This window comes from Oscillospiraceae bacterium, assembly GCA_015067255.1.
GTDB lineage: Bacteria > Bacillota > Clostridia > Oscillospirales > SIG519 > SIG519.
The window spans coordinates 25,602-46,979 of the sequence record SVMS01000009.1 but is presented as its reverse complement, the minus strand read 5'-3'; the positions used below and the strand labels follow the sequence as shown (position 1 = coordinate 46,979).

Sequence of the window (21,378 nt, the reverse complement as noted above, 5' to 3'; positions counted from 1 at the left end):
AGATTTTTACTTGATCTCTTGCTCTAAACTGTCGAATTCAGGGGTAGAGAAGAACTCACCTAAGGTTATTTCCAATCCGTCGCAAAACTTTTTAATTGTGGTAATTGATATATCCCGTCTTTCCTTATCCATCATACTGTATGCCGTTGAGGGAGTAACTCCCGAAATATTTGCAAGCTCGTTTATTTTAATGTTTCTTTCCTCACATAAGGTTTTAAATCTTTCAGCAACAACATCTTTGACGTTCATTATTTTCACCTCAAAAATATTGTATGTAATTTTACACTGTTGCGTATACGCACTTGCGTAATAAATAATAAAATGTTATAATTTAAAAAATATTTATTTTAAGGTGATAGTATGAATTGCGCAGCAACACAAGAAAAATGTGGTGTTATATATCAAAAAGTGTCGGAAAAATGTGAAAATGACCTATTGAAACAGTCGGAATTTTGCGATATACTATATTTGTAATAATGTGCTCTTGGGCACAGTTCATGCCGTAGGTAATTCATGAAAGTATTTACTTTCAATTCATGCAATCGTAGATTGCAATTCATTAAAAAATGAATTGATGCTTTGCATCATGAATTGGCTTGCGCCATGAATTCTCGCTTCACTCCATGAATTAAATTGCTTCGCAATTCATTAAAAAGCAAGAACGAAAAATTTCGTTCTTGCTTTTTTCTATTATTTATGCTTTTTATGAAATTCAATCATTATGCGGTTGAGTATATCCTGTTCTTTTTCTGTCAAGCCTTGATAGTTGACTGTCGGGCTTTTCAATTCACTGATTAAAATATTTATTAATTCCCTTTGTTTTTGATTAAGTCCCGAAAGAGATACCATTTCATTTTTATCAATACCCACAAGGTAGTCGAGAGAAACATTGAAGATAACCGCTAATTGTGTCAACACCTCTAACGGCGGAATTGCTGTATTGTTTTCATATCCGCACACTACGGATTTACTTCTGCCTATTTTCTTGCCTAATTCTTCCTGTGTCAAATTATGACTTATTCGCAACTGCTGAATACGGAGTCCGAAATCAAACATTGTTATCCCCCTAAAAGTTCTATGATATAAAATATTATAGAACTGCTTTTTTCTTTAATCATCTTCTAACAGCTTAGCGGGAGAAACATTTAAGACTTTTGCCATTTTGAATAGAGTTTCAAGGGAGACCCCTCGAACTGTTCCGGTGCCTTCCACCTGTCCCACGAAGCTGACACTTTTTTCAATAAGCTCAGCAAAATATTCCTGTGTATAGCCTGCCTTTTTTCGATAATATGCAATCTTTAGTCCGAGAGTAATATATTTATCTGAAAATTCTGTTTTCATTATTTCGCCTTCCTTCTAATTATATTTTACCGAAAAAACGAAATAATTATTATAATATACAATTGCATTATTGTTTACTTTTAGTTAATAATAGTTTATAATAAATGAAAAAATATTTATTTTAAGGTGATGTTATGAATTGTGAAAACTGTTTTTGTATTTATCAAAACAAGGGGAAGTGCGAACTTGAAAAAATAAGTATAGATATTTCGGGAATGTGCAAGGAATGTATATATGTTAGTATGGATAAAAAGATTTTGCTTGAAGAAAAACTAAAGCTTTTGAAAAAATATGAAGAAGAGGGTTGATATAATGAATTGCGCAGCAATTCAATTCATGGAGCGTAACGAGAAAATGTAGCTTTAAACAAAGTTTAAAATTTAGCTAAATTCACTTACGCGAGCTAAATTGAGTAAACTCAGCTAAATTACTTCGTAGCTAAATTGACCTGCGGTCAGCTTAAGGCGAATTTTATTTAGCTACTCCTAAGGAGTTATTTAGCTATGAAGCAAAGCGGAATAATTTAGCTTTAGGCACAAATTGTGCCTTCGGCACATTAAAATAAGCAAGAACGGTTTTCGTTCTTGCTTTTTCTATTCATAGCTTTTTAACAGCGTTATTGCATTTGGTATTATCTCTATATTTGCTTCTTTATGGCTGCCGCCGAACTCGCCGTCAAGCGTCCAGGGGATTTCCTCTTCCGACGAGATTTTTATCTTGCTTGCTTTAAATATTTTTACGTGACGAGGGTCGGGCTTTCTGCTTATTATAGAGTTTAATATCATCTGTAAATCCAAGGGATTGTTGGGATTTCTTATTAAAATAACCTCAAAAAGACCGTCATTTATTGAAAAATCCTTAAGCAGTACATTTTCATAGCCGCCTATATAATTTGAGTTTGTAATCATTCCCAAAATGAATTTGCCCTCTATTTTTTCGCTCTCGGTTTCTACCGTAACATCATAGGGCTTGATGTTGCTTAGGCTTTTCATTCCCTCAAAAACATAGGCAAGATGACCTATTGTATTTTTCGACTGTCTCGGGGTTTTATAGGATACCTCTGTAAAAGCGCCAAATGCCGAAACATAGGTATAATAATTGCCGTTAAAGCTACCGATATCACAGCTTAAGGGTACAGCTCTTGTAATGCTCTGAGCTGCTTTTTTTATATTTTTGGGCAGACCGATACAGGTGGCAAAATCATTGGTGGTTCCTGTGGGAATATAGGCTATAAAGGGGCGCTTTGTAAGGGTCATAGCGCCGCAGACTACCTCGTTTAAGGTGCCGTCTCCGCCGCAAGCCGTAATTACGTGATATCTTCTGCCTATTCTTTCTACTATTCGTGTTGCATCACCCTTTTGCTGAGTGGAATAAGCATGCACCTCGTAGCCGTCCTTAGTCAGAATGTCTATTACTTCCCAAAGATGCGTTTTTATGCTTCCTTTACCTGAATAGGCATTAAAAATCAAAAGCAATTTTTTTGCCATTTTTTTCACCTTAATATGTCAGAACAGCGTAAAATTACGCTGTTCTGAAAGTAGATTATTTTACCTTTTCTCTGAAAATTTTAACTGTTTCAGAAATGTCGGGAGTATTGAAAATTGCGCTTCCTGCAACAATAATATTTACTCCTGCCTCTACAACCGAAGCAACATTGTCAGCACCGATTCCGCCGTCTGCCTCAATGTCAACCTTAAGGCCTCTTCTATCTATTTCAGCCTTTAATTTATACATTTTATCAAACATTTCAGTTATGAATTTCTGACCGCCAAAGCCCGGCTCAACAGTCATAATAAGCACCATATCAAGCATATCAAGATAGGGATAAACCTCTTCGATAGGAGTGCCCGGTTTAACTGAAACACAAGCCTTTATGCCCTTCTCCTTTATTCTTTTAATGAGTGCCTCTGCATCCTCAACAGCTTCCAGATGGAAGGTTATAATATCTGCGCCTGCCTTAACAAAATCGTCAAGATATTTGTTGGGGTCGCTTATCATTAAATGCACGTCAAAAACAGCCTTTGAATGCTTTCTTATTGCCTTTACTATAGGCGCACCAAAGGAAATATTGGGTACAAAATGGCCGTCCATTATATCTATATGCAAATACTCACAGCCTGCGTTTTCTACTGCCTGTACGTCCTTTTGCAGATTTGCAAAATCTGCTGAAAGAATTGACGGAGCTAATATCATTTGATTTCCTCTTTTCTTTTTTAAAGTGTAACCTTATTACCTTACCTTATTCCCATAAGCAGAAGCGCTTGCCTTGCGGCATCCTGCTCTGCTTCTTTTTTACTTTTTCCCTTGCCCTTTGAAATAACGTTACTGTTTATATGTACCTCACACGTAAAGCTTTTATTGTGCTCAGGCCCTGTCTGGTCAGTCATAACGTAATCAAGAAGCTCACCGGGATTTTTCTGAACTACCTCTTGAAGAATTGTCTTATAATCCTTAAAGGTTGTTCCCTTAAAAGCGCCGTCGGAATGTTTTTTCAAAATGGGCAGAATAAACTGCTTTACCTGTTCAAGACCGCCGTCCAAAAACATAGCACCTATAAGCGCTTCATAGGCATCGGCAAGAATTGAAGGTCTTGTCCGCCCGCCTGTCTGCTCCTCGCCCTTGCCTAATAAAATATATTTTGAAAGCTCTATTTCGGAAGCATACATATCAAGAGCCTGTTCACAGACTAACGCTGCTCTTATCTTCGACAAATCGCCCTCTGCACTGTCCCTGTATCTTTTATAAAGATATTCGGCGCATAAAAAGCCCAATACGCTGTCGCCCAAAAACTCAAGCCTTTCATTACTCTGCTTTTTATGCTCATTAGCATAGCTCGAATGAGTCATAGCATTAAAAATAAGCTCTTTATTTTTAAAGCTGTATTTAATTTTTTCTTCGAGCCCCTGCATCTGAAAGCCTCCTTTTTTAAAAAACAAAAAAAGGGATTTTAATCTAAATTATCCCTTTTTTCAACAACTCTTAAATTTTTTCAGAAAGATAATTTACAACATCTCCAACAGTCTGAATTTCTTCAACCTGACTGTCATCAACCTCAATATTAAATTCCTCTTCAATAGCCATTATAAGCTCTACAACATCGAGAGAATCAGCATTCAAATCGTCAATAAATGCAGTTTCCATAGTAACCTCATTTTCTTCAACGCCAAACTGCTCAACAATAAACTCTCTTATTTTTTCAAATACCATATAAGTTCCTCCTTAAAAGAATTTTATTCCTTTTATATTAAGATAATATCATTATATCCACGATTGTCAAGTAAATTTTATATTTTTTATTTTTTTCTGCGTCTTATTTATATTATATATATATATCTATATCTATAATATGTATACTTTTAACATATACAAAATAAAAAAAATGTGATAAAATGGTTTTAGCTGTATTATACGTCTGTGAAAAAGATTGCACTTTTTTGCAGTATATGTTTTTTTATATGATATTAAATCTTATACAGGAGGAAAAATAAAAATGAATACCTTTAAAAACGTATGGAAAAAATGCTTAGAAATTTTCAATGAAGACAGTCAGATAAATCCTGTTTCTATGAATTTATGGATAAAAGAGCTTGTTCCCGTTGAGCTTCAAGAAAACTACGCTGTTTTTTACGTTTCGGCTTCTTTCCAGAGAGATGTTGTTTACACCCGTTACGGCGACCTTATCAAAACAACTCTTTCAGAGCTTATGGGCTTTGACGTAGAGCTTAAAATCTACACTGCTGACGATAAGCCTGAAAATTTGAATATTGAAGATGCCGATGCACCTGACGTTGCTGAGACAGGCGTGCTTGACAATGTTGAAAAGGATTTTGAATATTCCTTTGATAATTTCGTTGTCGGCGCTTCAAACAGATTTGCTCACGCAGCATCTGTTGCAGTTGCAAAAAATCCTGCCAATGCGTACAATCCTTTATTTATTCACGGTGCAAGCGGACTTGGTAAAACCCATCTTTTGCACGCTATAAGAAATGAAGTCAAGAAAAATTTCAAAGACTTCAATATTATGTACATAACCTGTGAGGAATTTGCAAACGAGCTTATTTCTGCAATTAAAAATGCCACTACTCACGAATTCCGTGAAAAGTACCGCAAGGTAGATTTTCTTCTTATTGACGATATTCAGTTTATCGGAAATACCCGTTCAACTCAGGAAGAATTTTTCCACACCTTCAACACTCTTTATGAGGCTAATAAGCAGATTGTTCTCGTTTCCGACCGTCCTCCCAGAGAAATTCAGCTTCTTGACGAAAGACTTTGCTCCCGTTTTGTAAGCGGTCTTACTGCTGACATCAATTCTCCCGATTATGAATTGAGAATGGCTATTATTTCAAGAAAGGCAGAGCTTCTTAAGTTCAAGCTTCCCGATGACGTTGTTCAGTTTATTGCTACCCGTCTTAAAAATAATATCCGTCAGCTTGAGGGCGCAGTTAAAAAGACAATGGCTTATTACCTGCTTACAGGCGTTCAACCCAGTATTGCAGTTGCCCAGAGTGCAATCAAGGATATTTTGAATGAAAATGAGCCCTTGCCCATTACCATTGATAAAATTATTACCGAGGTTTCTCATTTCTATCACATTTCACCTGAGGATATCAAGGGTAAAAAGAGAACAGCTGATATTACTCTTGCCCGTCAGGTTGCTATGTATATGATAAGAGAGATTACTCAGCTTTCTCTCCCTGCTATCGGCGAAGAGTTTTCCGGCAGAGACCATTCAACAGTTCACCACGCTATAAACAAGGTTGAAGACGATATGGCAAGAAACACAGGCTTTAAAGCTATTGTAAATGACCTTATCAAAAATGTAAGGGAAAGATAGTTTCCACAGGCAAAAAAATTAAAATTTCCGCATAGCTTCAAGCTTTATTTTTACTTTTCCATATTTTACACAGGGTTATGCACTTGAAAAATGTTAAAAACCTTGTTTTCAAAAAATATTCCACACCTTTTTCCAAAAAAACATTAACAGATGTTGATAAGTGCTGTGGATTTGCCTTTGAAAACTTTGCACTTTTAATTTTAAAAAAGTTTTCAAACGTATTTAAAAACTTTTAAACAGTCTTTAAAGAATAACTTTTCTTTTAATTTCAATGCTTAGAGCCTGTTTTACACAGTTTCAACACATACTACTATTACTACTATATATAATTTAACCTATTCTATTATTTTAATAACTCGAAAGGATTTGCTTTATGAAGTTTACCTGTGATAAAAATTTATTCAACAGCGCAATTAACGATGCTATTAAAGCAGTTGCTCAAAAATCCTCTTTAGCTGCTCTTGACGGTATTCTTATAAGCACTGATACAAATTCAATCAAGCTTACAGGCTTTGACCTTAATATAGGAATTGAAAGTATTTTCGAGGCTGACGTTATTGAGAACGGAAGCATTGTTGTTAAAGCTAATATGCTTTCTGAAATTATCAAATGCTTACCTAATGATACTGTTTGCTTTGAGTCTGATGACAGAAATACTGTTACTGTTACCTGCGGACCTACAAAAATTGATGTTTTGGGTATTCACGGGGACGAATTTCCTCAGCTTTTCTATGTTGAAGACAGCACTCAGGTAATTGAAATAAAGCAGGCTGCCTTCAAAAGTATGATAAGGCAGACCTTGTATGCGGCTGCAACAGGCGAAGCAAAGCCGAATTTAGTTGGCTCAAAATTTGAGGTAAGAGCAAACAAGCTAAGAGCTGTTTCTCTTGACGGAATAAGAATTGCTTTGAGAGAGGAAACTCTTGAAAATGAATTACAGGACAATAATTTTGTTGTGCCTGCAAAGACCTTGAATGAGCTTTTAAAGCTTCTTGATGACAATGACGAAATGCTTTATATTAAAGCAGGCGAAAAGCACGTTATGTTTGAGGTTGGCAATTTAGTTGTTGTTTCAAGACTTTTAAGTAATGACTTTTTTGAATATACAAGAGCATTTCCTGCAAGCCATACAATTGAAGCTATAGTTGATACAAAAGCTTTTTCTGAAAGCATTGAACGTGTTTCAATAGTTATAAATGAAAAGCTCAAGGCTCCTATTTGCTGTAATTTTGATGAAGAAATTATAAAAATGTATTCTAAGACAGCTACAGGCTATTCCTACGACGAGGTTATAGCTTCTGTTGAAGGCGGAAAAGTAGAAATCGGCTTTAATAACCGTTTTATGCTTGAAGCTTTAAGAGCTGCAGAATGTGAAAAAATTAAAATTCAGTTATCATCACCCTTAGCTCCCATTATTATTAAGCCGGCAGACGAGAAGGATAATAATTTTACCTTCCTTATTTTGCCCGTTAAGTTAAAAGCAAATGACCAGTATTAAAATTTCCACCGAATTTATAAAGCTTTCTCAATTTATAAAATTTGCCGGAATAACAGGGACCGGGGGAGCAGCCAAGGATATAATTCTTGACGGATTGGTACAGGTTAACGGTGAAATCTGCTTGCAAAAGGGAAAAAAGCTTTTTGTCGGTGATACTGTTACAGTTACCCTTGAACAAAAAGAAGAATTCATAATAAGTTAGAAAGGGTTTTTCTGCTTTATGGAAGCAAATTCTCTTTTTCTTGAAAATTTCAGAAACATTGAAAAGCAAAAAATTGACTTTTCTTCGGGCGTAAACGTTATATGGGGTGAAAATGCTCAGGGGAAAACGAATATTTTAGAGGCTTTATGGATTTGCTCCTTAGGAAAAAGCTTTCGCGCTTCCAATGACAAAGAGCTTATCAGCTTTGAAAAGCAAAGAGCTCATATTGCATTAGAATTTTATTCTGAAAAACGAGAGCAGATATTTGAATTTATTATAAAAAATCAAGGCAGAAAAGAAGTTACCTTAAACGGTGTAAAAAAAAATAAACGTTCTGAAATATTGGGAGAGTTTAACAGCGTTTTATTTTCTCCTGAGCACTTAAATCTTGTTAAAGATGCAAGCAGCGAAAGAAGAAAATTTTTAGACAGTGCTATTTGCCGTATTTATCCCAATTACGCTGATATTTTAAACAAGTTTAATAAGACATTAGAGCAAAGAAACAGGCTTTTAAAAAATATTGCAGAGAAAAAAGGCTCTGAGCTCCAGCTTGACACCTGGGATGAAATGCTTAGCATAAGCGGCGCTAAAATTATTACTTTAAGACTTCGTTATCTTAAGCTTTTGGAATATAAAGCATCAGCTAATCATTTTGATATTTCGGGAAAGCAGGAAAAGCTTACTCTTGATTTTAGTACCTGTGTTACCGATTTCAAAAGCTCTGCTTCTATTGCCGAGGAGCTTTTGTCTCTTATTAAACAAAATCGAAAAATTGATTTAATAAGAGGCTGTACCTGTGTCGGCCCTCACAGAGACGATATTGACATTAAAATAAACGGCTATAGCGCAAAAAGCTTCGGCTCTCAGGGTCAACAGCGCTCCTGTGTGCTTTCTCTTAAAACTGCAGAGGCAGAACTGCTTAAAGAGGAATACGGGGAAGCTCCCGTGCTTTTGCTTGACGATGTTTTAAGTGAGCTTGACAGTATGCGCCAAAGCTATATTTTAGATAAAATTGAGTCCTCACAGGTTATTATTACCTGTTGCGATTACGAAAGCGTTAACAAATATAAAAATGCAAATTTAATTCATATTGTCGGCGGAAAATGTGTTTAAAAGGTTGATTTTATGTATCTGCATATTGGAAATGACGTTGTTTTATCAAGAAAAAGCATAATCGGGATATTTGATATGGATATCGGTACAGACTTACACGCTGCCGAGGTTTTTCTAAATGCGGCGCAAAAGGAAAACCGCATAAGAACAGTTTCTGACGATATTCCGAAATCCTACATCGTTTGCCAGAAGAACGGCAAAACATTGGTATATCTCTCCCCCTTGGCAACAGCAACGCTAAAGAAAAGATGGACGGACAACGTTCTGTAATATCTCAAGGGAAAATTTGATGCTTACGCATCATAGCTAAATAACTCCTTAGGAGTAGCTAAATAAAATTCGCCTTAAGCTGACCACAGGTCAATTTAGCTACCAAAGGTAATTTAGCGTGCGTTAGCACATTTAACTCGCGTAAGCGAATTTAGCTAAATTTTAAACTTTGTTTAAAGCTAAATTATTCCGCTTCGCTTCATAGCTTTTAATTAAAATAAAAACAATCGCCTTATAGGCGTCCCTATATAACTGTTAAAGAAAAGGATATGGTGGTTTTAATGGACGAAATAATAAAAAATGAGGAAATGTCAGTTTCTGACGAGCTTATGGAAAGCGCAGTTACTCAGGAATATGAGGCTGAGCAAATTCAGGTTCTTGAGGGACTTGAAGCCGTAAGAAAGCGTCCCGGTATGTATATCGGCTCAACCTCTGTAAGAGGCTTGCATCATCTTGTTTACGAGATTGTTGACAACTCTATTGACGAGGCGTTGGCAGGCTATTGCCGGAATATTCACGTAACTATTAACCCCGATAATACTGTTACCGTTGAAGATGACGGACGTGGTATTCCTACGGGAATACACCCCAAAATGGGTATTCCTGCGGTTGAGGTCGTATTTACAGTGCTTCACGCCGGCGGTAAATTCGGCGGCGGCGGATATAAGGTTTCAGGCGGCTTGCACGGTGTTGGTGCTTCCGTTGTTAATGCTCTTTCCGAATGGTTAGAGGTTGAAATCTGCGACGGTGAGCATATTCACAAGCAGCGCTATGAGAGAGGAGTTTCCACCGGTCCTCTTACAGTTATCGGAGATACTGATAAAAAGGGTACTAAGGTTACCTTTATGGCAGACCGTCAGATTTTTGAAACTGTTGAATACGAATACGAAACCTTACTTACAAGACTGAGAGAGCAAGCCTTCCTCAACGGCGGTATAAATATCGTATTTACCGATTTAAGAGGGGAAGAGCCCGTTGTAAGCGAGCTTTGCTACGAGGGCGGTATTAAGAGCTTCGTTGAGCATATCAACAAAAATAAGGGTGTTACAGTATTGCACGACGTTATCTATATTGCAGGAAGCGGTGTAAATAACGATGCGGAAATCGCTTTACAGTACAATGACAGCTACAATGAAATTATCCTATCCTTTGCAAATAACATTCACACCGTTGACGGCGGTACTCACGAAACAGGCTTTAAAGCCGCACTTACTAAGGTTTTAAACGATTATGCAAGAAAGAATGCTTTCCTTAAGGAAGCTGACAAAAACCTTTCGGGTGATGATTTCAGAGAGGGCTTGACAGCTATTATCAGCGTTAAGCTTACCGAAGCTCAGTTTGAGGGACAGACAAAGGGTAAATTGGGTAACTCTGAAATAAGAACCTTAGTTGAAGAAATAGTTTCCAAGAAGCTTACAGATTTCCTTGACGAAAATCCTGCCGTTGCAAGAATTATAATTGAAAAAGCCCTGACAGCTTCAAGAGCAAGAGAGGCTGCAAGACGAGCAAGAGATTTAACAAGAAGAAAATCTGCTCTTGAAAGTGCATCTCTCCCCGGAAAATTGGCTGACTGTCAGGAAAGAGACCCTCATTACACAGAAATTTACATCGTAGAGGGAGATTCTGCGGGCGGTAGTGCTAAGCAGGGAAGGGACAGACGCTTCCAGGCTATTCTTCCTCTTTGGGGAAAAATGCTCAACGTTGAAAAGGCAAGACTTGACAAGGTTTACGGTAACGAAAAGCTTATGCCTGTTGTAACCGCTTTGGGTACAGGTATCGGTGAAGAGTTTGATATTTCCAAGCTCAGATACGGCAAGGTTATAATTATGGCCGATGCCGACGTTGACGGCTCTCACATCAGAACCTTGCTTTTAACCTTCTTCTTCAGGTTTATGCGTCCTCTTGTTGAAAACGGTCATATTTATCTTGCTCAGCCTCCGCTGTTCAAGGTGGCAAAGGGAAAAAACGTAAGATACGCATATACAGAAGAGCACAGAGACGAAATTATTGCTGAATTCGGCGGCGAAAATGTCGGCGTTCAGAGATATAAGGGTCTTGGTGAGATGAATCCCGATCAGCTTTGGGAAACCACTATGAACCCCGAAAACAGAACTATGCTCAAGGTTGAGCTTGAGGATGCTGTAAAGGCTGACGAAATCTTTACTATCCTTATGGGAGACAAGGTTGAGCCAAGGCGAGAATTTATTGAGAAAAACGCAAAATACGTTAATAACCTTGACATTTAAAAATGCTTATAAAAAAATATATTTTTTGGATTATTGTTTCTTTTTTCTCGGGAAGCGTGATGTACGGCTATCTTTTGCCTAAGCTTTTTTTGAAAAAAGACGTAAGAGAAAACACCATAGACAAAAACCCGGGAAGCGCAAACGCTATGCGCCGTTTCGGTAAAAAAATCGGTATTCCCGTTTTTATTCTCGAAATTTTAAAGGGCGCAATCCCTGTTTTTGTTGCTTCAAAGCTTGTAAATCCCAAAAGTGTCTTTTTCTCTTTTATTATGGTCGCCTGTGTTTTGGGACACGCTTTTTCACCCTTTATGCGCTTTAAGGGCGGAAAGGCTATTGCAGTTTCCTACGGCGCCTTACTCGGTCTTGTACCTGACAGCTTTTGTGTATTTTTGCTTTTACTGCTTCTTATCTTTTTCAGCCTCGTTATCGTTGTAAAACCCTATGCAGTTCGAATACTAACAGTATATACTTCGTTTATTATACTGTTAGTTATCATAAAAGAGCCTTGGGAGTATGTTTTAGGGGCGTTTTTGATTGGATTGGTAGTATGCTTAAAGCACATAAAAGAAATCGGAAAGAAGCCTTTTAAAATTAAATTTTTCAAAAAGGATTTTTGATATGGCACTGACAGCAGAGAAAAAATTTATTCCCGAGGACGTTTATTCGGCAGAAATTCTTCGTTATTATGCCACAATGAGTAAGGACACAAGCGAGGAAGCTACCTGTAAAAGCATATGGGATTACTATGCAAAAAGAAATGCTGAAAGCATTTGGAAAAGTGAAAGCGAAATAAAAATAGCCCGTTTTGAGCTGTTATCCAAAAAAAGAGAGAATGTTATAGAGGACGACAATGTTTACAATCTTTTTTACGATATTCTGTTAATTGAAACGGGACTTGAAAAGACCAACAAAAAGGACTATTTAAGGTGTATGAAAAAGCTTGCCCGTCAGCTGAAGGCTTATAAGATTGACAGTCGGGGAAGCATTAAGCTTTTAAAGAGTGAACTTAAAAATAAGAAAGACACAAAAAAAGTGCTTGAAATAGAAAGGAAAGCTTAAAATGGCAAAAGAGATAAATGAAAAGGACAGAAGCTCTATAAGCTACGAAAATCAGCACATTGTCAATGTAGATATTGAAAAGGAAATGAAAAAGAGCTATATTGACTACTCTATGTCTGTTATCGTAGGAAGAGCTTTGCCCGATGTAAGAGACGGTTTAAAGCCCGTACACAGAAGAATTCTTTATACTATGTATGAGGACAGCCTTTATCCCGACAGACCTTACAGAAAGTCAGCGACAACAGTCGGTGACGTGCTTGGTCGTTATCATCCCCACGGTGACGCTTCCGTTTATGATGCTTTAGTAAGAATGGCGCAGGATTTCTCACTGAGATATCCTATGGTTGACGGTCAGGGTAACTTCGGTTCGGTTGACGGAGACCCCCCTGCTGCTTACCGTTATACTGAGGCAAGAATGACAAAGCTTTCCTTAGAGATGCTTACCGATATTGATAAGGACACTATTGATTTTACCCTTAACTATGACGAGAAAAGAAAAGAGCCTACAGTGCTTCCCTCCCGTTTCCCCTCTCTTTTGGTAAACGGTTCATCGGGTATTGCCGTAGGTATGGCTACATCTATCCCTCCTCACAATTTGAGCGAGGTTGTAGACGCTATTTTTGAGATTTTAGATAATCCCGAATGTACTCTTGCAGACCTTATGGAGCATATCAAGGGCCCCGATTTCCCCACAGGCGGTACAATTATGGGCTACAGCGGTATCCGTGCTGCCTATGCAACAGGCAGAGGCAAGCTTATTGTACGTGCAAAGGCTGAAATTGTAGAGGGCAAGAACGACAGATTCAGAATTATCGTTACCGAGCTTCCCTATATGGTAAATAAGGCACGCCTTATTGAAAATATTGCTGATTTGGTTAAGGATAAGAGAATAGAGGGTATTGCCGATTTACGTGACGAGTCCGACAGAGACGGTATGTCTATCGTTATCGAGCTTAAGAGAGATGCCAATGCGCAGGTAGTTTTAAATCAGCTTTACCGTTATACACAGATGCAGGAAACCTTCTCTGCTATTATGCTTGCTCTTGTGGACAATCAGCCTAAGATTTTGACCTTGCGTGAGATGCTTGACAATTACATCTTCTTCCAGAAGGAAGTTATTACAAGAAGAGTACGCTTTGACCTTAAGAAAGCGCAGGACAGAGCTCACATTTTAGAGGGTCTCAAAATTGCCATTGACAATATTGACGAGGTTATCAACATTATCAGAGCTTCAAAGAGCATAGACGAGGCAAAGACCTCCCTTATGGCTCGCTTCGGCTTTACCGATATTCAGGCTCAGGCAATAGTTGATATGCGTTTGGGTAAATTGACAGGTCTTGAAAGAGATAAAATTGAGGACGAGCTTGCGGGGCTTCTTCTTAAAATTAAGGATTTGCAGGATATTCTTGCAAACGAGACAAGAATTATTGCTATCTTCAAGGAAGAATTAGGCGCAATCAGAGATAAATTCAAGGACGAAAGACGTACCGATATCTCTATGGTAATGAACGAGATTGACATTGAGGACCTTATAGAAGAGGAAACCTGTGTTTATACTCTTACCCATTACGGCTACGTTAAACGTCAGGCTGCCGATGTTTATAAGACACAGCACAGAGGCGGCAGAGGTATTTCCGCTATGACCACCCGTGAGGAAGACTTTGTTGAGGAATTATTTGTCGGCTCAACTCACGATTACATCCTTTTCTTTACCAACAAGGGAAGAGTTTACAGACTTAAGGGCTACGAAATTCCCGAAACAGGCAGAAATGCAAAGGGTACAAACATAGTAAATCTGTTGCCCATTACATCAGAGGAAAAGATTTCCGCTGTTATTCCCGTTAAAATCTTTGACGAAAGCAGTTATCTTCTCTTCTCCACCAAAAACGGAACAGTTAAGAAAACTCCTCTTATTCAGTACAACACCGCAAGAAAAGGCGGCTTAAACGCTATTGTGCTTGACGAGGACGACGAGCTTATAAGAGTTGCTCTTACTGACGGTGAAAGCAACATTATCTTAGGTACACACAACGGCTACGCTATCAGATTTAACGAGCAGGATGTTCGTTCTATGGGAAGAATGTCAAGAGGTGTACGCGGAATAAGACTTCGTCAGGGCGACTATGTTGTAGGTATGTGCGTTGAAATTCCCGGCGGAACACTTCTCAGCGTAACCGAAAACGGAAGCGGAAAGCGCACCGACATAGAGGAATACAGAATTCAGACAAGAGGCGGTATGGGTATCACCAACTATAAGATTAACGATAAGACCGGTAAGGTTGCGGGAATACTTATGGTTGACGGCAGTGAAGATATTATGATGATATCTTCAGACGGTATAATTATCAGAATGACCGTTGAAAGCATCTCCTGTATCGGAAGAAGCACCTCGGGCGTTAAGCTTATGCGTCTTGCAGACGGTATCTCTGTTGTAACTGTTGCAAAGACAGAGCACGAAGAGGATGCTCAGATAGAAGCACCCGAGCAGACAGCGAATGATTTATCCCCCGAAGAATTAGCCCAAGCCCCCGATGAAGAAATCGAAGAAATAATCGAGGAAGAAACAACAGAAGAGTAAGAAAAACGGGATTGCAAAACTGCAATCCCGTTTTTAGTTTATTTATTTTCTGAAGACATTTGCCGATTTACATATTTTACAGCTCCTATAACTTTAATATGGTATGTTAACAGCATTAGTATACTTAAAGGAATACACAGACTAACAACGAATAACTAACGAAAATAGAATTAGTTTGCTTAAAAAATAATTTTTTGTCAACAATAATTGCAAGTATACTTATAATATTTTCTAACAATAATTGATTTTTTGCGACAATTTAGTAAATATTTATTTATAAACTGTAAGAATATTAGTCTTGAGGTGCAAATAAGTGTTAAAATAAATGCCAGAAAGGTGCAAATAAGTATTAAAAAATTTTCTAATATGGTGCAGGGATTAAAAAAATATTCTTATTTTCGTTTCAACAAACAAAAATGTCCAAGTTGTCATAAAGACAGCTTGGACAAACTTTTTCTGTTTTAGCTTTATTTTTCTTCAAACAGGGAGTCAACAGATACGTTTAGAATTTTAGAAATAATATAAATTTCCTTGTCGGTGGCAATACGCACCTGTCCTTCAAGCTTGGAATAGCTTGTAGGGTTTATATCACAGCCCAAAATTTGCATTTTAGAGATAAAGTCTTTCTGCTTTATACCTTTTTCCTTTCGCAAACGCTCGATGTTTTTGCCTACAAGATTGCTGTTTCCGTATTCTGATTTTCGAATTTTCAAGAAAATCACCCTTAATATATTCTTTACAAGAATTATATTAATAATTTCTCTTGACATAATTCTGATTTAGAATTATAATAAAAAATAATTCCCAAACAGAATTTTAAATATTGAGTTAATATAAGTTGACATATCGAAAGACAAAGGTGAAAATTATGATTAAAAAAATTGTTGTTGCAGGGTGCAGAGATTTTAGTGATTACGAGCTGGCTAAGGAGTATATAGATTTTTGCATCAGTGAGATAAAAAAAGAGAATACTATTGTTTTTGTTTCGGGCGGCTGTAAGGGCGCTGATTTATTGGGGGAGAGGTATGCCAAGGAAAACGGCTATGAAATAGAATTGCATCCTGCCAACTGGAAAGAGTACGGCAGAGCAGCAGGCCCTATAAGAAACAAGGAAATGGCGGAGTGCTGTGATTATGTCATTTGTTTTTGGGACGGAAAGAGCAAGGGCACAAAGTCAATGATAGAGTATGCAAAGAAATTAGAAAAGCCTGTTAAGGTTAAAATGATATAAGATATTTTGGGGGAGCTGTAAAAAAACTTTCGTTTTTTACAGCTCTCTTTTTAGAGGATAGGAAAAAAGGTGCAGAATCTGTCAATTTCGCGACAACAAGTATTTGTTGTTGGTTACCCGACGGCGTACAGAGGTACATCGAGGGCGAAATTGGCAGATAGCATAAAACGTATATTTCTTAAAAAAATTAGCAAAAAGATGTTTTTTGTTAAATTTTGCTCTTTCTTTCAGAAGATGATAGTATATAATCCTTTTATTTACTTGTTTTATGCGCTCTGCGCTTTTTTTACATCCCCCTCTTTTCTACTAAAATACATATTTATTTGTCTTTTTTTCAGCTTTTTTGCGATTGTATTGAAATGTATAGGTTAATATGATATATTTATTTTGAAACAAGTATTATGAGGTGTTCTATGAGAATCAAGGTTTTTGCAATTATAATGATACTAATAACTTTAACAGGTTGTACGGGAGGAAAAAATATGAACAATTCATCATCTGATATAAATATATTGGATAACAGCGCAGAAAACAGCGAGGTTATTTCTTCGGCTGCATCGGGACAGCAAAGCTCTTCTGATGCATCTCAGGACAGCGCCTCGGATAATAAAGTGTCGGATACCTCTTCAGGCGCAGCTTCAAGCACTGCCCCAACTCAGCCAAGTGTTGATTACGGTGATGTAAAGCCTGTTGCATATAACCCCTCAACATCATTGACGGGAAGTATACAAATTAATTTGAATCAAATTATAAATTCAAATATAATAGGCCCCGGTGTAAACTTTGACTTTTCCTGTATGGTGCCTGTCAATCTTGAAACAGGCGCAGAGTGGGAAAATGTAAGAAGTCAGCACATTCCTTATACTTTCAAATTAACCGAAAAAGAAGCTAAAAAAGAATGGGATAACTATTTCAAGCTTATTGACTTTATGGATTTCAAATATGTCAGAATGAGTGTTTCCATAAGCCAATGGGAGCCTGTGAATGACAATAATGATCCCCATAATACAGATTTTAAAAACGGCTTTGTTTTTTCTCCCGGTTATGAAAAAAAGCATCCCGAGGTAAGCAAGAACAATTTTCTCTATATGGAAGCTATGTATAAGATTTTAGACCATTTTGAGAAAACAGGCAAATACGTAGTTCTTGCAAACTGGGACCGAGGCGGCGGAGAATACTGTCCCGACGGTCAAAACTGGCTTTCTCTTAAAAAGCCTGACGGCTCAGATTACGGCCTTTCGGACCGCGACAGGCTGTATGTTACCGATTTGGAAGAGTATACAGAGTCAATGGCGGCAATTATGTATCACTTAAAAGTAGAAAAGGGATATAACTGTGTAAAGGGAATATCCTTCTGGAATGAGCCTGAGGGACTTATTGATTATGAAAACGTATTGGCAAGCGTATACAATTCTCTCGGCGCACAGCTTCGCCGTTTGGGAATAAGAGATAAGGTGCTTATTCAAGCTTTCGACGGCGCAACCTTCTGGAACAATGAAAAGGGCTGGGTAGATGACCAGGTAAGCCGTCTGATTTCAAAATGCGGAGATAATATGGATATTATCTCGCTTCACGACTATTTTTCCCGAATGGATTATCTCAAAAATACGCCCGACGGAATAACACACGGAACTCTTTCGGATTTTCAGCTGCCAAGACTCATTAATCCTGCCGTTACACAGGCAAAAGCAGACGGCAAGGACAGAATTGTCGTTATGGGAGAGCTGGGTACCTTTGCTTTCGGCGGAAACGTAGAGACAAGAGATAAAAACTATAAGCTTCAGCTTCACAATGCAGAGGCAATAATTTCGGGACTTAACAATGGAGTTAAAGCTTTCGGAAACTGGATATATAATCTTGTATATCACAAGTATTATGCTATGTTAGATGTGGGAAAAAATCGTTTTAATGAAAGAGAATTTTCTCCCGACGATATAAACTATTACCCCACCTCTCTTTACACAAAGTACATTAAAAGCGGCTCAGATGTTGTAAAAACAAGCGTAAGCGGCTTGAAGGATTCAAACGGACAGAGAGTTCACTGTGTAACTGTTAAAAAGGGCGACGATGTAACAGTGCTTCTTGTAAACGATGCCTCCAGGGCGGCATCGGTGAAATTGCAGGGCTTGCCTTCAAAAACCTTTTATCATCATTATGTATATAACGGCAAGACAGACAGAATTTACCCCGGTATAAATTACGAGCCTGCTAAAAATAATGAAATTTTTCTACGCCCGCAAAGTATAACGGTTTTGACAACTTATTCCTACGGCACACAGACAGTAAGATAATTTAGGTGTTGTTATATGAAAAATAAAGCTTTTATAAAAATAACAGCTATAGGACTTTTATTTTTTATGTTTATGGGAGGAGTAAGTGCGACACTTTCTGATGAAGGCGTTTTAGCTGAAAATACCGTTGATTACGGTGATGTAACTCCCGTTGAATATAATCCCGACACCTCTTTGACAGGAAGTATTGAAATTGATTTAAATCAAGTTATAAATTCAAATATAATAGGCCCCGGTGTCAATTTTGATTTTTGCTCGACTATTCCCATCAATCTTGAAACAGGCGAAGAATGGATAGGAATACACAGTCAGCACATTCCCTATACAACCCATTTGTCTGAAAGTGAAGCAAAAAAAGAGTGGGACAACTATTTTCAGCTTGTTGACTTTATGGATTTCAAATATGTCAGAATGAGTGTTTCTATCAGTATGTGGGAGCCTGTAAATGACAACAACGACTCTCAGAATACAGATTTTGAAAACGGCTTTGTTTTTTCTGACGGCTATGAAGAAAATCACCCCGAGGTAAGAAAGAACAATTTTCTCTATATGGAAGCTATGTATAAAATCTTAGACCATTTTGAGAAAACGGGCAAATACGTAGTGCTTGCAAACTGGGACCGCGGCGGCGGAGCTTTCTGTCCCGACGGCAAAAACTGGCTTGCTCAGAAAAAGCCTGACGGCTCTGATTACAGTATGTCAGACCGTGACAGGCTGTATGTTACCGATTTAGAAGAATATACAGAGTCAATAGCGGCAATTATGTATCACTTAAAAGTGGAAAAGGGCTATAACTGTGTAAAGGGAATATCCTTCTGGAATGAGCCTGAGCATCTTATTGACTACGAAAACGTGCTTACAAGTGTATACAATTCTCTCGGCGGACATTTTCGCCGTTTGGGAATAAGAGATAAGGTGCTTATTCAAGCCTATGACGGCTCAACCTTCTGGAACAATGAAAAGGGCTGGGTAGATGATCAGGTAAGCCGTATGATTTCAAAGTGCGGAGATAATATGGATATTATCGCTATTCACGATTATTTTTCAAGAATGGATTCTCTTAAAAATACACCTGATGGCGTAACTCACGGAACTCTTTCGGAATTTCAGCTGCCAAGACTCATTAAGCCTGCCGTTACACAGGCAACCTCAGACGGCAAGGAGAGAATTGTCGTTATGGGAGAGCTTGGTACCTTTGCCTTTGGCGGAAAAGATGAAACCACACAGAAGAACTATAAGCTTCAGCTTCACAATGCAGAGGCAATAATTATGGGACTTAACAACGGAGTTAAGGGCTTTGGAAACTGGGTATATAATCTTGTATATCACAAGTATTATGCTATGTTAGAGGTGGGAAAAAACCAGTACAGAGAATTTACCCCCGACGATACAAACTATTATCCCACATCTCTTTACACAAAGTACATTAAAAGCGGCTCAGACGTTGTAGAAACAAGCGTAAGCGGTTTAAGTGACTCAGACGGACAAAGGGTTCACTGTGTAAGTGTTAAAAAGGACAACGATATAACAGTGCTTCTTGTAAATGATGCTTCAACTCCTGCAGCGGTAAAATTGCAGGGCTTGCCCGAAAAAACCTTTTATCAGCATTACGTACAGGACGGCAAAACAGACAGAATTTACCCCGGTGTAAATTACGAGCCTGCCAAAAACAATGAAATTTGCCTACGTCCGCAGAGTATAACGGTTCTTACAACCTATTCCTACGGTACACAGACAGTAAGAGAAACACAAGAGGAAATCCGCTTTAAAGACCAAGACCTCAAGGCCTACTATAATTTTGAAATAGGCTCTCAAATGGGTATGGATATATCGGGCAACAACAATTCTCTTGTTTCGACTAAAAGCAAGCCTGTTCAGATTAGCACAGATAATACAGACTTAAAGCTTGGTAAGGCGGCAAAATTCAATGCTCAATCAGCTCTTATGCCCTTAGGCGCCGCCTATGACCAAATGGATTTTATTGATAATCTTGACGAATATACCTTATCTATGTTTTTCCAAAACACAAAAGAGTGTGCAGGCGGAATATTGTTTAACAATAAATATCTGAATGATGAGGGTATTCGTGTTTCTGTAAAGAAAGGCACTGTAACAGAAGAAGCAGAGCTTTGGCTTGATTACAGCTATATAAATTCTGTAGGAAGTACTCAAAACTTTTTGCAGTGTGTTAAGCTTATCCCCGCCGTTTCGGGAGAGACAGACCAAAGCTGGCATCACGTTGCTCTTGTAGTAAATAAAAAAGCTAATTCCATTAAGCTGTATTTTGACGGTATTGCGGTGCATGAAAACCGTAATTTGCAAAAATTACTTGCAGACAGTCAAAAGTACCCCGCTTCTTTTGGAGCTATGATTGACCCCAGAGGTCCCGCGTCCAGCTATCGCTTTGACGGCGCCTTGGACGAAATTCGAGTTTATAGCTTTGCGGCAAATAATGAAGAAGTGGCTATATTGAGCCAAAACGGTCTGCTAACGCACCTTTTCGGAGATGCAAATGATGACGGAGAGCTAAACGTGCTTGATGCCGTACAGCTGAGAAATTATTTGTTGAATGCGCTTTGGACATCAGACAGTGTCGTTATAAGCTTCGATATAGACAACAACAGAGTAATAGATATTTTTGATTTGTGTATCATTAAAGACTTGATTTTAGATTAATATTTAAACAGACGCAGTGTTCTGAAGAGTACTGCG

General features: G+C 38.0%; 20 protein-coding genes. 12 read left to right on the top strand and 8 right to left on the bottom strand.

What is annotated here, in order from left to right; genetic code table 11:
• Positions 1 to 6: 6 nt before the first annotated feature.
• The 7 genes from E7480_03545 to acpP all read right to left on the bottom strand — a co-directional run bounded on the left by E7480_03545 (position 7) and on the right by acpP (position 4,548).
• Positions 7 to 249, bottom strand: coding sequence for a helix-turn-helix transcriptional regulator (locus tag E7480_03545; GenBank protein MBE6903662.1), 243 nt, complete (start codon positions 247 to 249; stop codon positions 7 to 9).
• A 441-nt stretch (positions 250 to 690) separates the two neighbouring features.
• A complete protein-coding gene (locus tag E7480_03540) occupies positions 691 to 1,056 on the bottom strand; it encodes a helix-turn-helix transcriptional regulator (GenBank protein ID MBE6903661.1) in 366 nt (121 codons plus the stop codon).
• A 54-nt stretch (positions 1,057 to 1,110) separates the two neighbouring features.
• A complete protein-coding gene (locus E7480_03535; GenBank protein ID MBE6903660.1) occupies positions 1,111 to 1,341 on the bottom strand; it encodes a helix-turn-helix transcriptional regulator in 231 nt (76 codons plus the stop codon).
• 593 nt (positions 1,342 to 1,934) lie between these two features.
• Positions 1,935 to 2,828, bottom strand: a complete 894-nt coding sequence (locus tag E7480_03530; GenBank protein ID MBE6903659.1) for a YegS/Rv2252/BmrU family lipid kinase — start codon at positions 2,826 to 2,828, stop codon at positions 1,935 to 1,937.
• A 55-nt stretch (positions 2,829 to 2,883) separates the two neighbouring features.
• Positions 2,884 to 3,534: a ribulose-phosphate 3-epimerase gene (rpe, locus tag E7480_03525; GenBank protein MBE6903658.1), complete on the bottom strand. Its 651-nt coding sequence runs from the start codon at positions 3,532 to 3,534 to the stop codon at positions 2,884 to 2,886.
• Positions 3,535 to 3,575: 41 nt separating this feature from the next.
• A complete protein-coding gene (locus tag E7480_03520) occupies positions 3,576 to 4,250 on the bottom strand; it encodes a ribonuclease III (protein MBE6903657.1) in 675 nt (224 codons plus the stop codon).
• A gap of 70 nt (positions 4,251 to 4,320) precedes the next feature.
• The gene (gene acpP / locus E7480_03515) at positions 4,321 to 4,548 is read right to left on the bottom strand and encodes an acyl carrier protein (GenBank protein ID MBE6903656.1); all 228 of its coding nucleotides are present in this window, start codon (positions 4,546 to 4,548) and stop codon (positions 4,321 to 4,323) included.
• A gap of 283 nt (positions 4,549 to 4,831) precedes the next feature.
• Here acpP and dnaA point away from each other — a divergent pair, with 283 nt between their 5' ends.
• The 9 genes from dnaA (at position 4,832) to gyrA (ending at position 15,144) form a co-directional block, all read left to right on the top strand.
• Entirely contained in the window at positions 4,832 to 6,178 is a 1,347-nt protein-coding gene (dnaA, locus tag E7480_03510) for a chromosomal replication initiator protein DnaA (protein MBE6903655.1), read from the top strand.
• 373 nt (positions 6,179 to 6,551) lie between these two features.
• Complete coding sequence (dnaN, locus tag E7480_03505) at positions 6,552 to 7,676, top strand: DNA polymerase III subunit beta (protein MBE6903654.1); 1,125 nt, start codon at positions 6,552 to 6,554, stop codon at positions 7,674 to 7,676.
• Positions 7,663 to 7,878: an RNA-binding S4 domain-containing protein gene (locus tag E7480_03500; GenBank protein ID MBE6903653.1), complete on the top strand. Its 216-nt coding sequence runs from the start codon at positions 7,663 to 7,665 to the stop codon at positions 7,876 to 7,878. Before dnaN ends, E7480_03500 begins: the two co-directional genes overlap by 14 nt.
• Before the next feature lie 18 nt (positions 7,879 to 7,896).
• Complete coding sequence (recF, locus tag E7480_03495; protein ID MBE6903652.1) at positions 7,897 to 8,991, top strand: DNA replication/repair protein RecF; 1,095 nt, start codon at positions 7,897 to 7,899, stop codon at positions 8,989 to 8,991.
• Positions 8,992 to 9,003: 12 nt separating this feature from the next.
• A complete protein-coding gene (locus E7480_03490; protein ID MBE6903651.1) occupies positions 9,004 to 9,261 on the top strand; it encodes a DUF370 domain-containing protein in 258 nt (85 codons plus the stop codon).
• Between the two features lie 329 nt (positions 9,262 to 9,590).
• Entirely contained in the window at positions 9,591 to 11,507 is a 1,917-nt protein-coding gene (gene gyrB / locus E7480_03485) for a DNA topoisomerase (ATP-hydrolyzing) subunit B (GenBank protein ID MBE6903650.1), read from the top strand.
• A gap of 2 nt (positions 11,508 to 11,509) precedes the next feature.
• Positions 11,510 to 12,124 (top strand): glycerol-3-phosphate acyltransferase, encoded by a 615-nt coding sequence (locus E7480_03480; protein MBE6903649.1) that lies wholly within the window; start codon positions 11,510 to 11,512, stop codon positions 12,122 to 12,124.
• Position 12,125: 1 nt separating this feature from the next.
• On the top strand, positions 12,126 to 12,566 hold the full coding sequence (locus E7480_03475; GenBank protein MBE6903648.1) for a hypothetical protein: 441 nt from the start codon (positions 12,126 to 12,128) through the stop codon (positions 12,564 to 12,566).
• Between the two features lies 1 nt (position 12,567).
• Positions 12,568 to 15,144, top strand: coding sequence for a DNA gyrase subunit A (gene gyrA / locus E7480_03470; protein MBE6903647.1), 2,577 nt, complete (start codon positions 12,568 to 12,570; stop codon positions 15,142 to 15,144).
• Between the two features lie 467 nt (positions 15,145 to 15,611).
• On the opposite strand, the gene E7480_03465 is transcribed toward gyrA, so the two are convergent.
• Complete coding sequence (locus E7480_03465) at positions 15,612 to 15,857, bottom strand: helix-turn-helix transcriptional regulator (protein MBE6903646.1); 246 nt, start codon at positions 15,855 to 15,857, stop codon at positions 15,612 to 15,614.
• Between the two features lie 155 nt (positions 15,858 to 16,012).
• Between E7480_03465 and E7480_03460 the strand changes: the two genes are divergently transcribed.
• The 3 genes from E7480_03460 (at position 16,013) to E7480_03450 (ending at position 21,342) form a co-directional block, all read left to right on the top strand.
• Positions 16,013 to 16,375 (top strand): DUF2493 domain-containing protein, encoded by a 363-nt coding sequence (locus E7480_03460; protein MBE6903645.1) that lies wholly within the window; start codon positions 16,013 to 16,015, stop codon positions 16,373 to 16,375.
• 482 nt (positions 16,376 to 16,857) lie between these two features.
• Positions 16,858 to 18,666, top strand: a complete 1,809-nt coding sequence (locus E7480_03455) for a hypothetical protein (protein ID MBE6903644.1) — start codon at positions 16,858 to 16,860, stop codon at positions 18,664 to 18,666.
• 15 nt (positions 18,667 to 18,681) lie between these two features.
• Positions 18,682 to 21,342: a hypothetical protein gene (locus E7480_03450; GenBank protein MBE6903643.1), complete on the top strand. Its 2,661-nt coding sequence runs from the start codon at positions 18,682 to 18,684 to the stop codon at positions 21,340 to 21,342.
• The last annotated feature ends 36 nt before the right edge of the window (positions 21,343 to 21,378 follow it).

Excerpts from the sequence above, each read along its gene's own strand:
- E7480_03545 (MBE6903662.1), bottom strand. The coding sequence starts at position 249 with ATGAACGTCAAAGATGTTGTTGCTGAAAGATTTAAAACCTTATGTGAG.
- E7480_03540 (MBE6903661.1), bottom strand. The coding sequence starts at position 1,056 with ATGTTTGATTTCGGACTCCGTATTCAGCAGTTGCGAATAAGTCATAAT.
- E7480_03535 (MBE6903660.1), bottom strand. The coding sequence starts at position 1,341 with ATGAAAACAGAATTTTCAGATAAATATATTACTCTCGGACTAAAGATT.
- E7480_03530 (MBE6903659.1), bottom strand. The coding sequence starts at position 2,828 with ATGGCAAAAAAATTGCTTTTGATTTTTAATGCCTATTCAGGTAAAGGA.
- rpe (MBE6903658.1), bottom strand. The coding sequence starts at position 3,534 with ATGATATTAGCTCCGTCAATTCTTTCAGCAGATTTTGCAAATCTGCAA.
- E7480_03520 (MBE6903657.1), bottom strand. The coding sequence starts at position 4,250 with ATGCAGGGGCTCGAAGAAAAAATTAAATACAGCTTTAAAAATAAAGAG.
- acpP (MBE6903656.1), bottom strand. The coding sequence starts at position 4,548 with ATGGTATTTGAAAAAATAAGAGAGTTTATTGTTGAGCAGTTTGGCGTT.
- dnaA (MBE6903655.1), top strand. The coding sequence starts at position 4,832 with ATGAATACCTTTAAAAACGTATGGAAAAAATGCTTAGAAATTTTCAAT.
- dnaN (MBE6903654.1), top strand. The coding sequence starts at position 6,552 with ATGAAGTTTACCTGTGATAAAAATTTATTCAACAGCGCAATTAACGAT.
- E7480_03500 (MBE6903653.1), top strand. The coding sequence starts at position 7,663 with ATGACCAGTATTAAAATTTCCACCGAATTTATAAAGCTTTCTCAATTT.
- recF (MBE6903652.1), top strand. The coding sequence starts at position 7,897 with ATGGAAGCAAATTCTCTTTTTCTTGAAAATTTCAGAAACATTGAAAAG.
- E7480_03490 (MBE6903651.1), top strand. The coding sequence starts at position 9,004 with ATGTATCTGCATATTGGAAATGACGTTGTTTTATCAAGAAAAAGCATA.
- gyrB (MBE6903650.1), top strand. The coding sequence starts at position 9,591 with ATGGAAAGCGCAGTTACTCAGGAATATGAGGCTGAGCAAATTCAGGTT.
- E7480_03480 (MBE6903649.1), top strand. The coding sequence starts at position 11,510 with ATGCTTATAAAAAAATATATTTTTTGGATTATTGTTTCTTTTTTCTCG.
- E7480_03475 (MBE6903648.1), top strand. The coding sequence starts at position 12,126 with ATGGCACTGACAGCAGAGAAAAAATTTATTCCCGAGGACGTTTATTCG.
- gyrA (MBE6903647.1), top strand. The coding sequence starts at position 12,568 with ATGGCAAAAGAGATAAATGAAAAGGACAGAAGCTCTATAAGCTACGAA.
- E7480_03460 (MBE6903645.1), top strand. The coding sequence starts at position 16,013 with ATGATTAAAAAAATTGTTGTTGCAGGGTGCAGAGATTTTAGTGATTAC.
- E7480_03455 (MBE6903644.1), top strand. The coding sequence starts at position 16,858 with ATGAACAATTCATCATCTGATATAAATATATTGGATAACAGCGCAGAA.
- E7480_03450 (MBE6903643.1), top strand. The coding sequence starts at position 18,682 with ATGAAAAATAAAGCTTTTATAAAAATAACAGCTATAGGACTTTTATTT.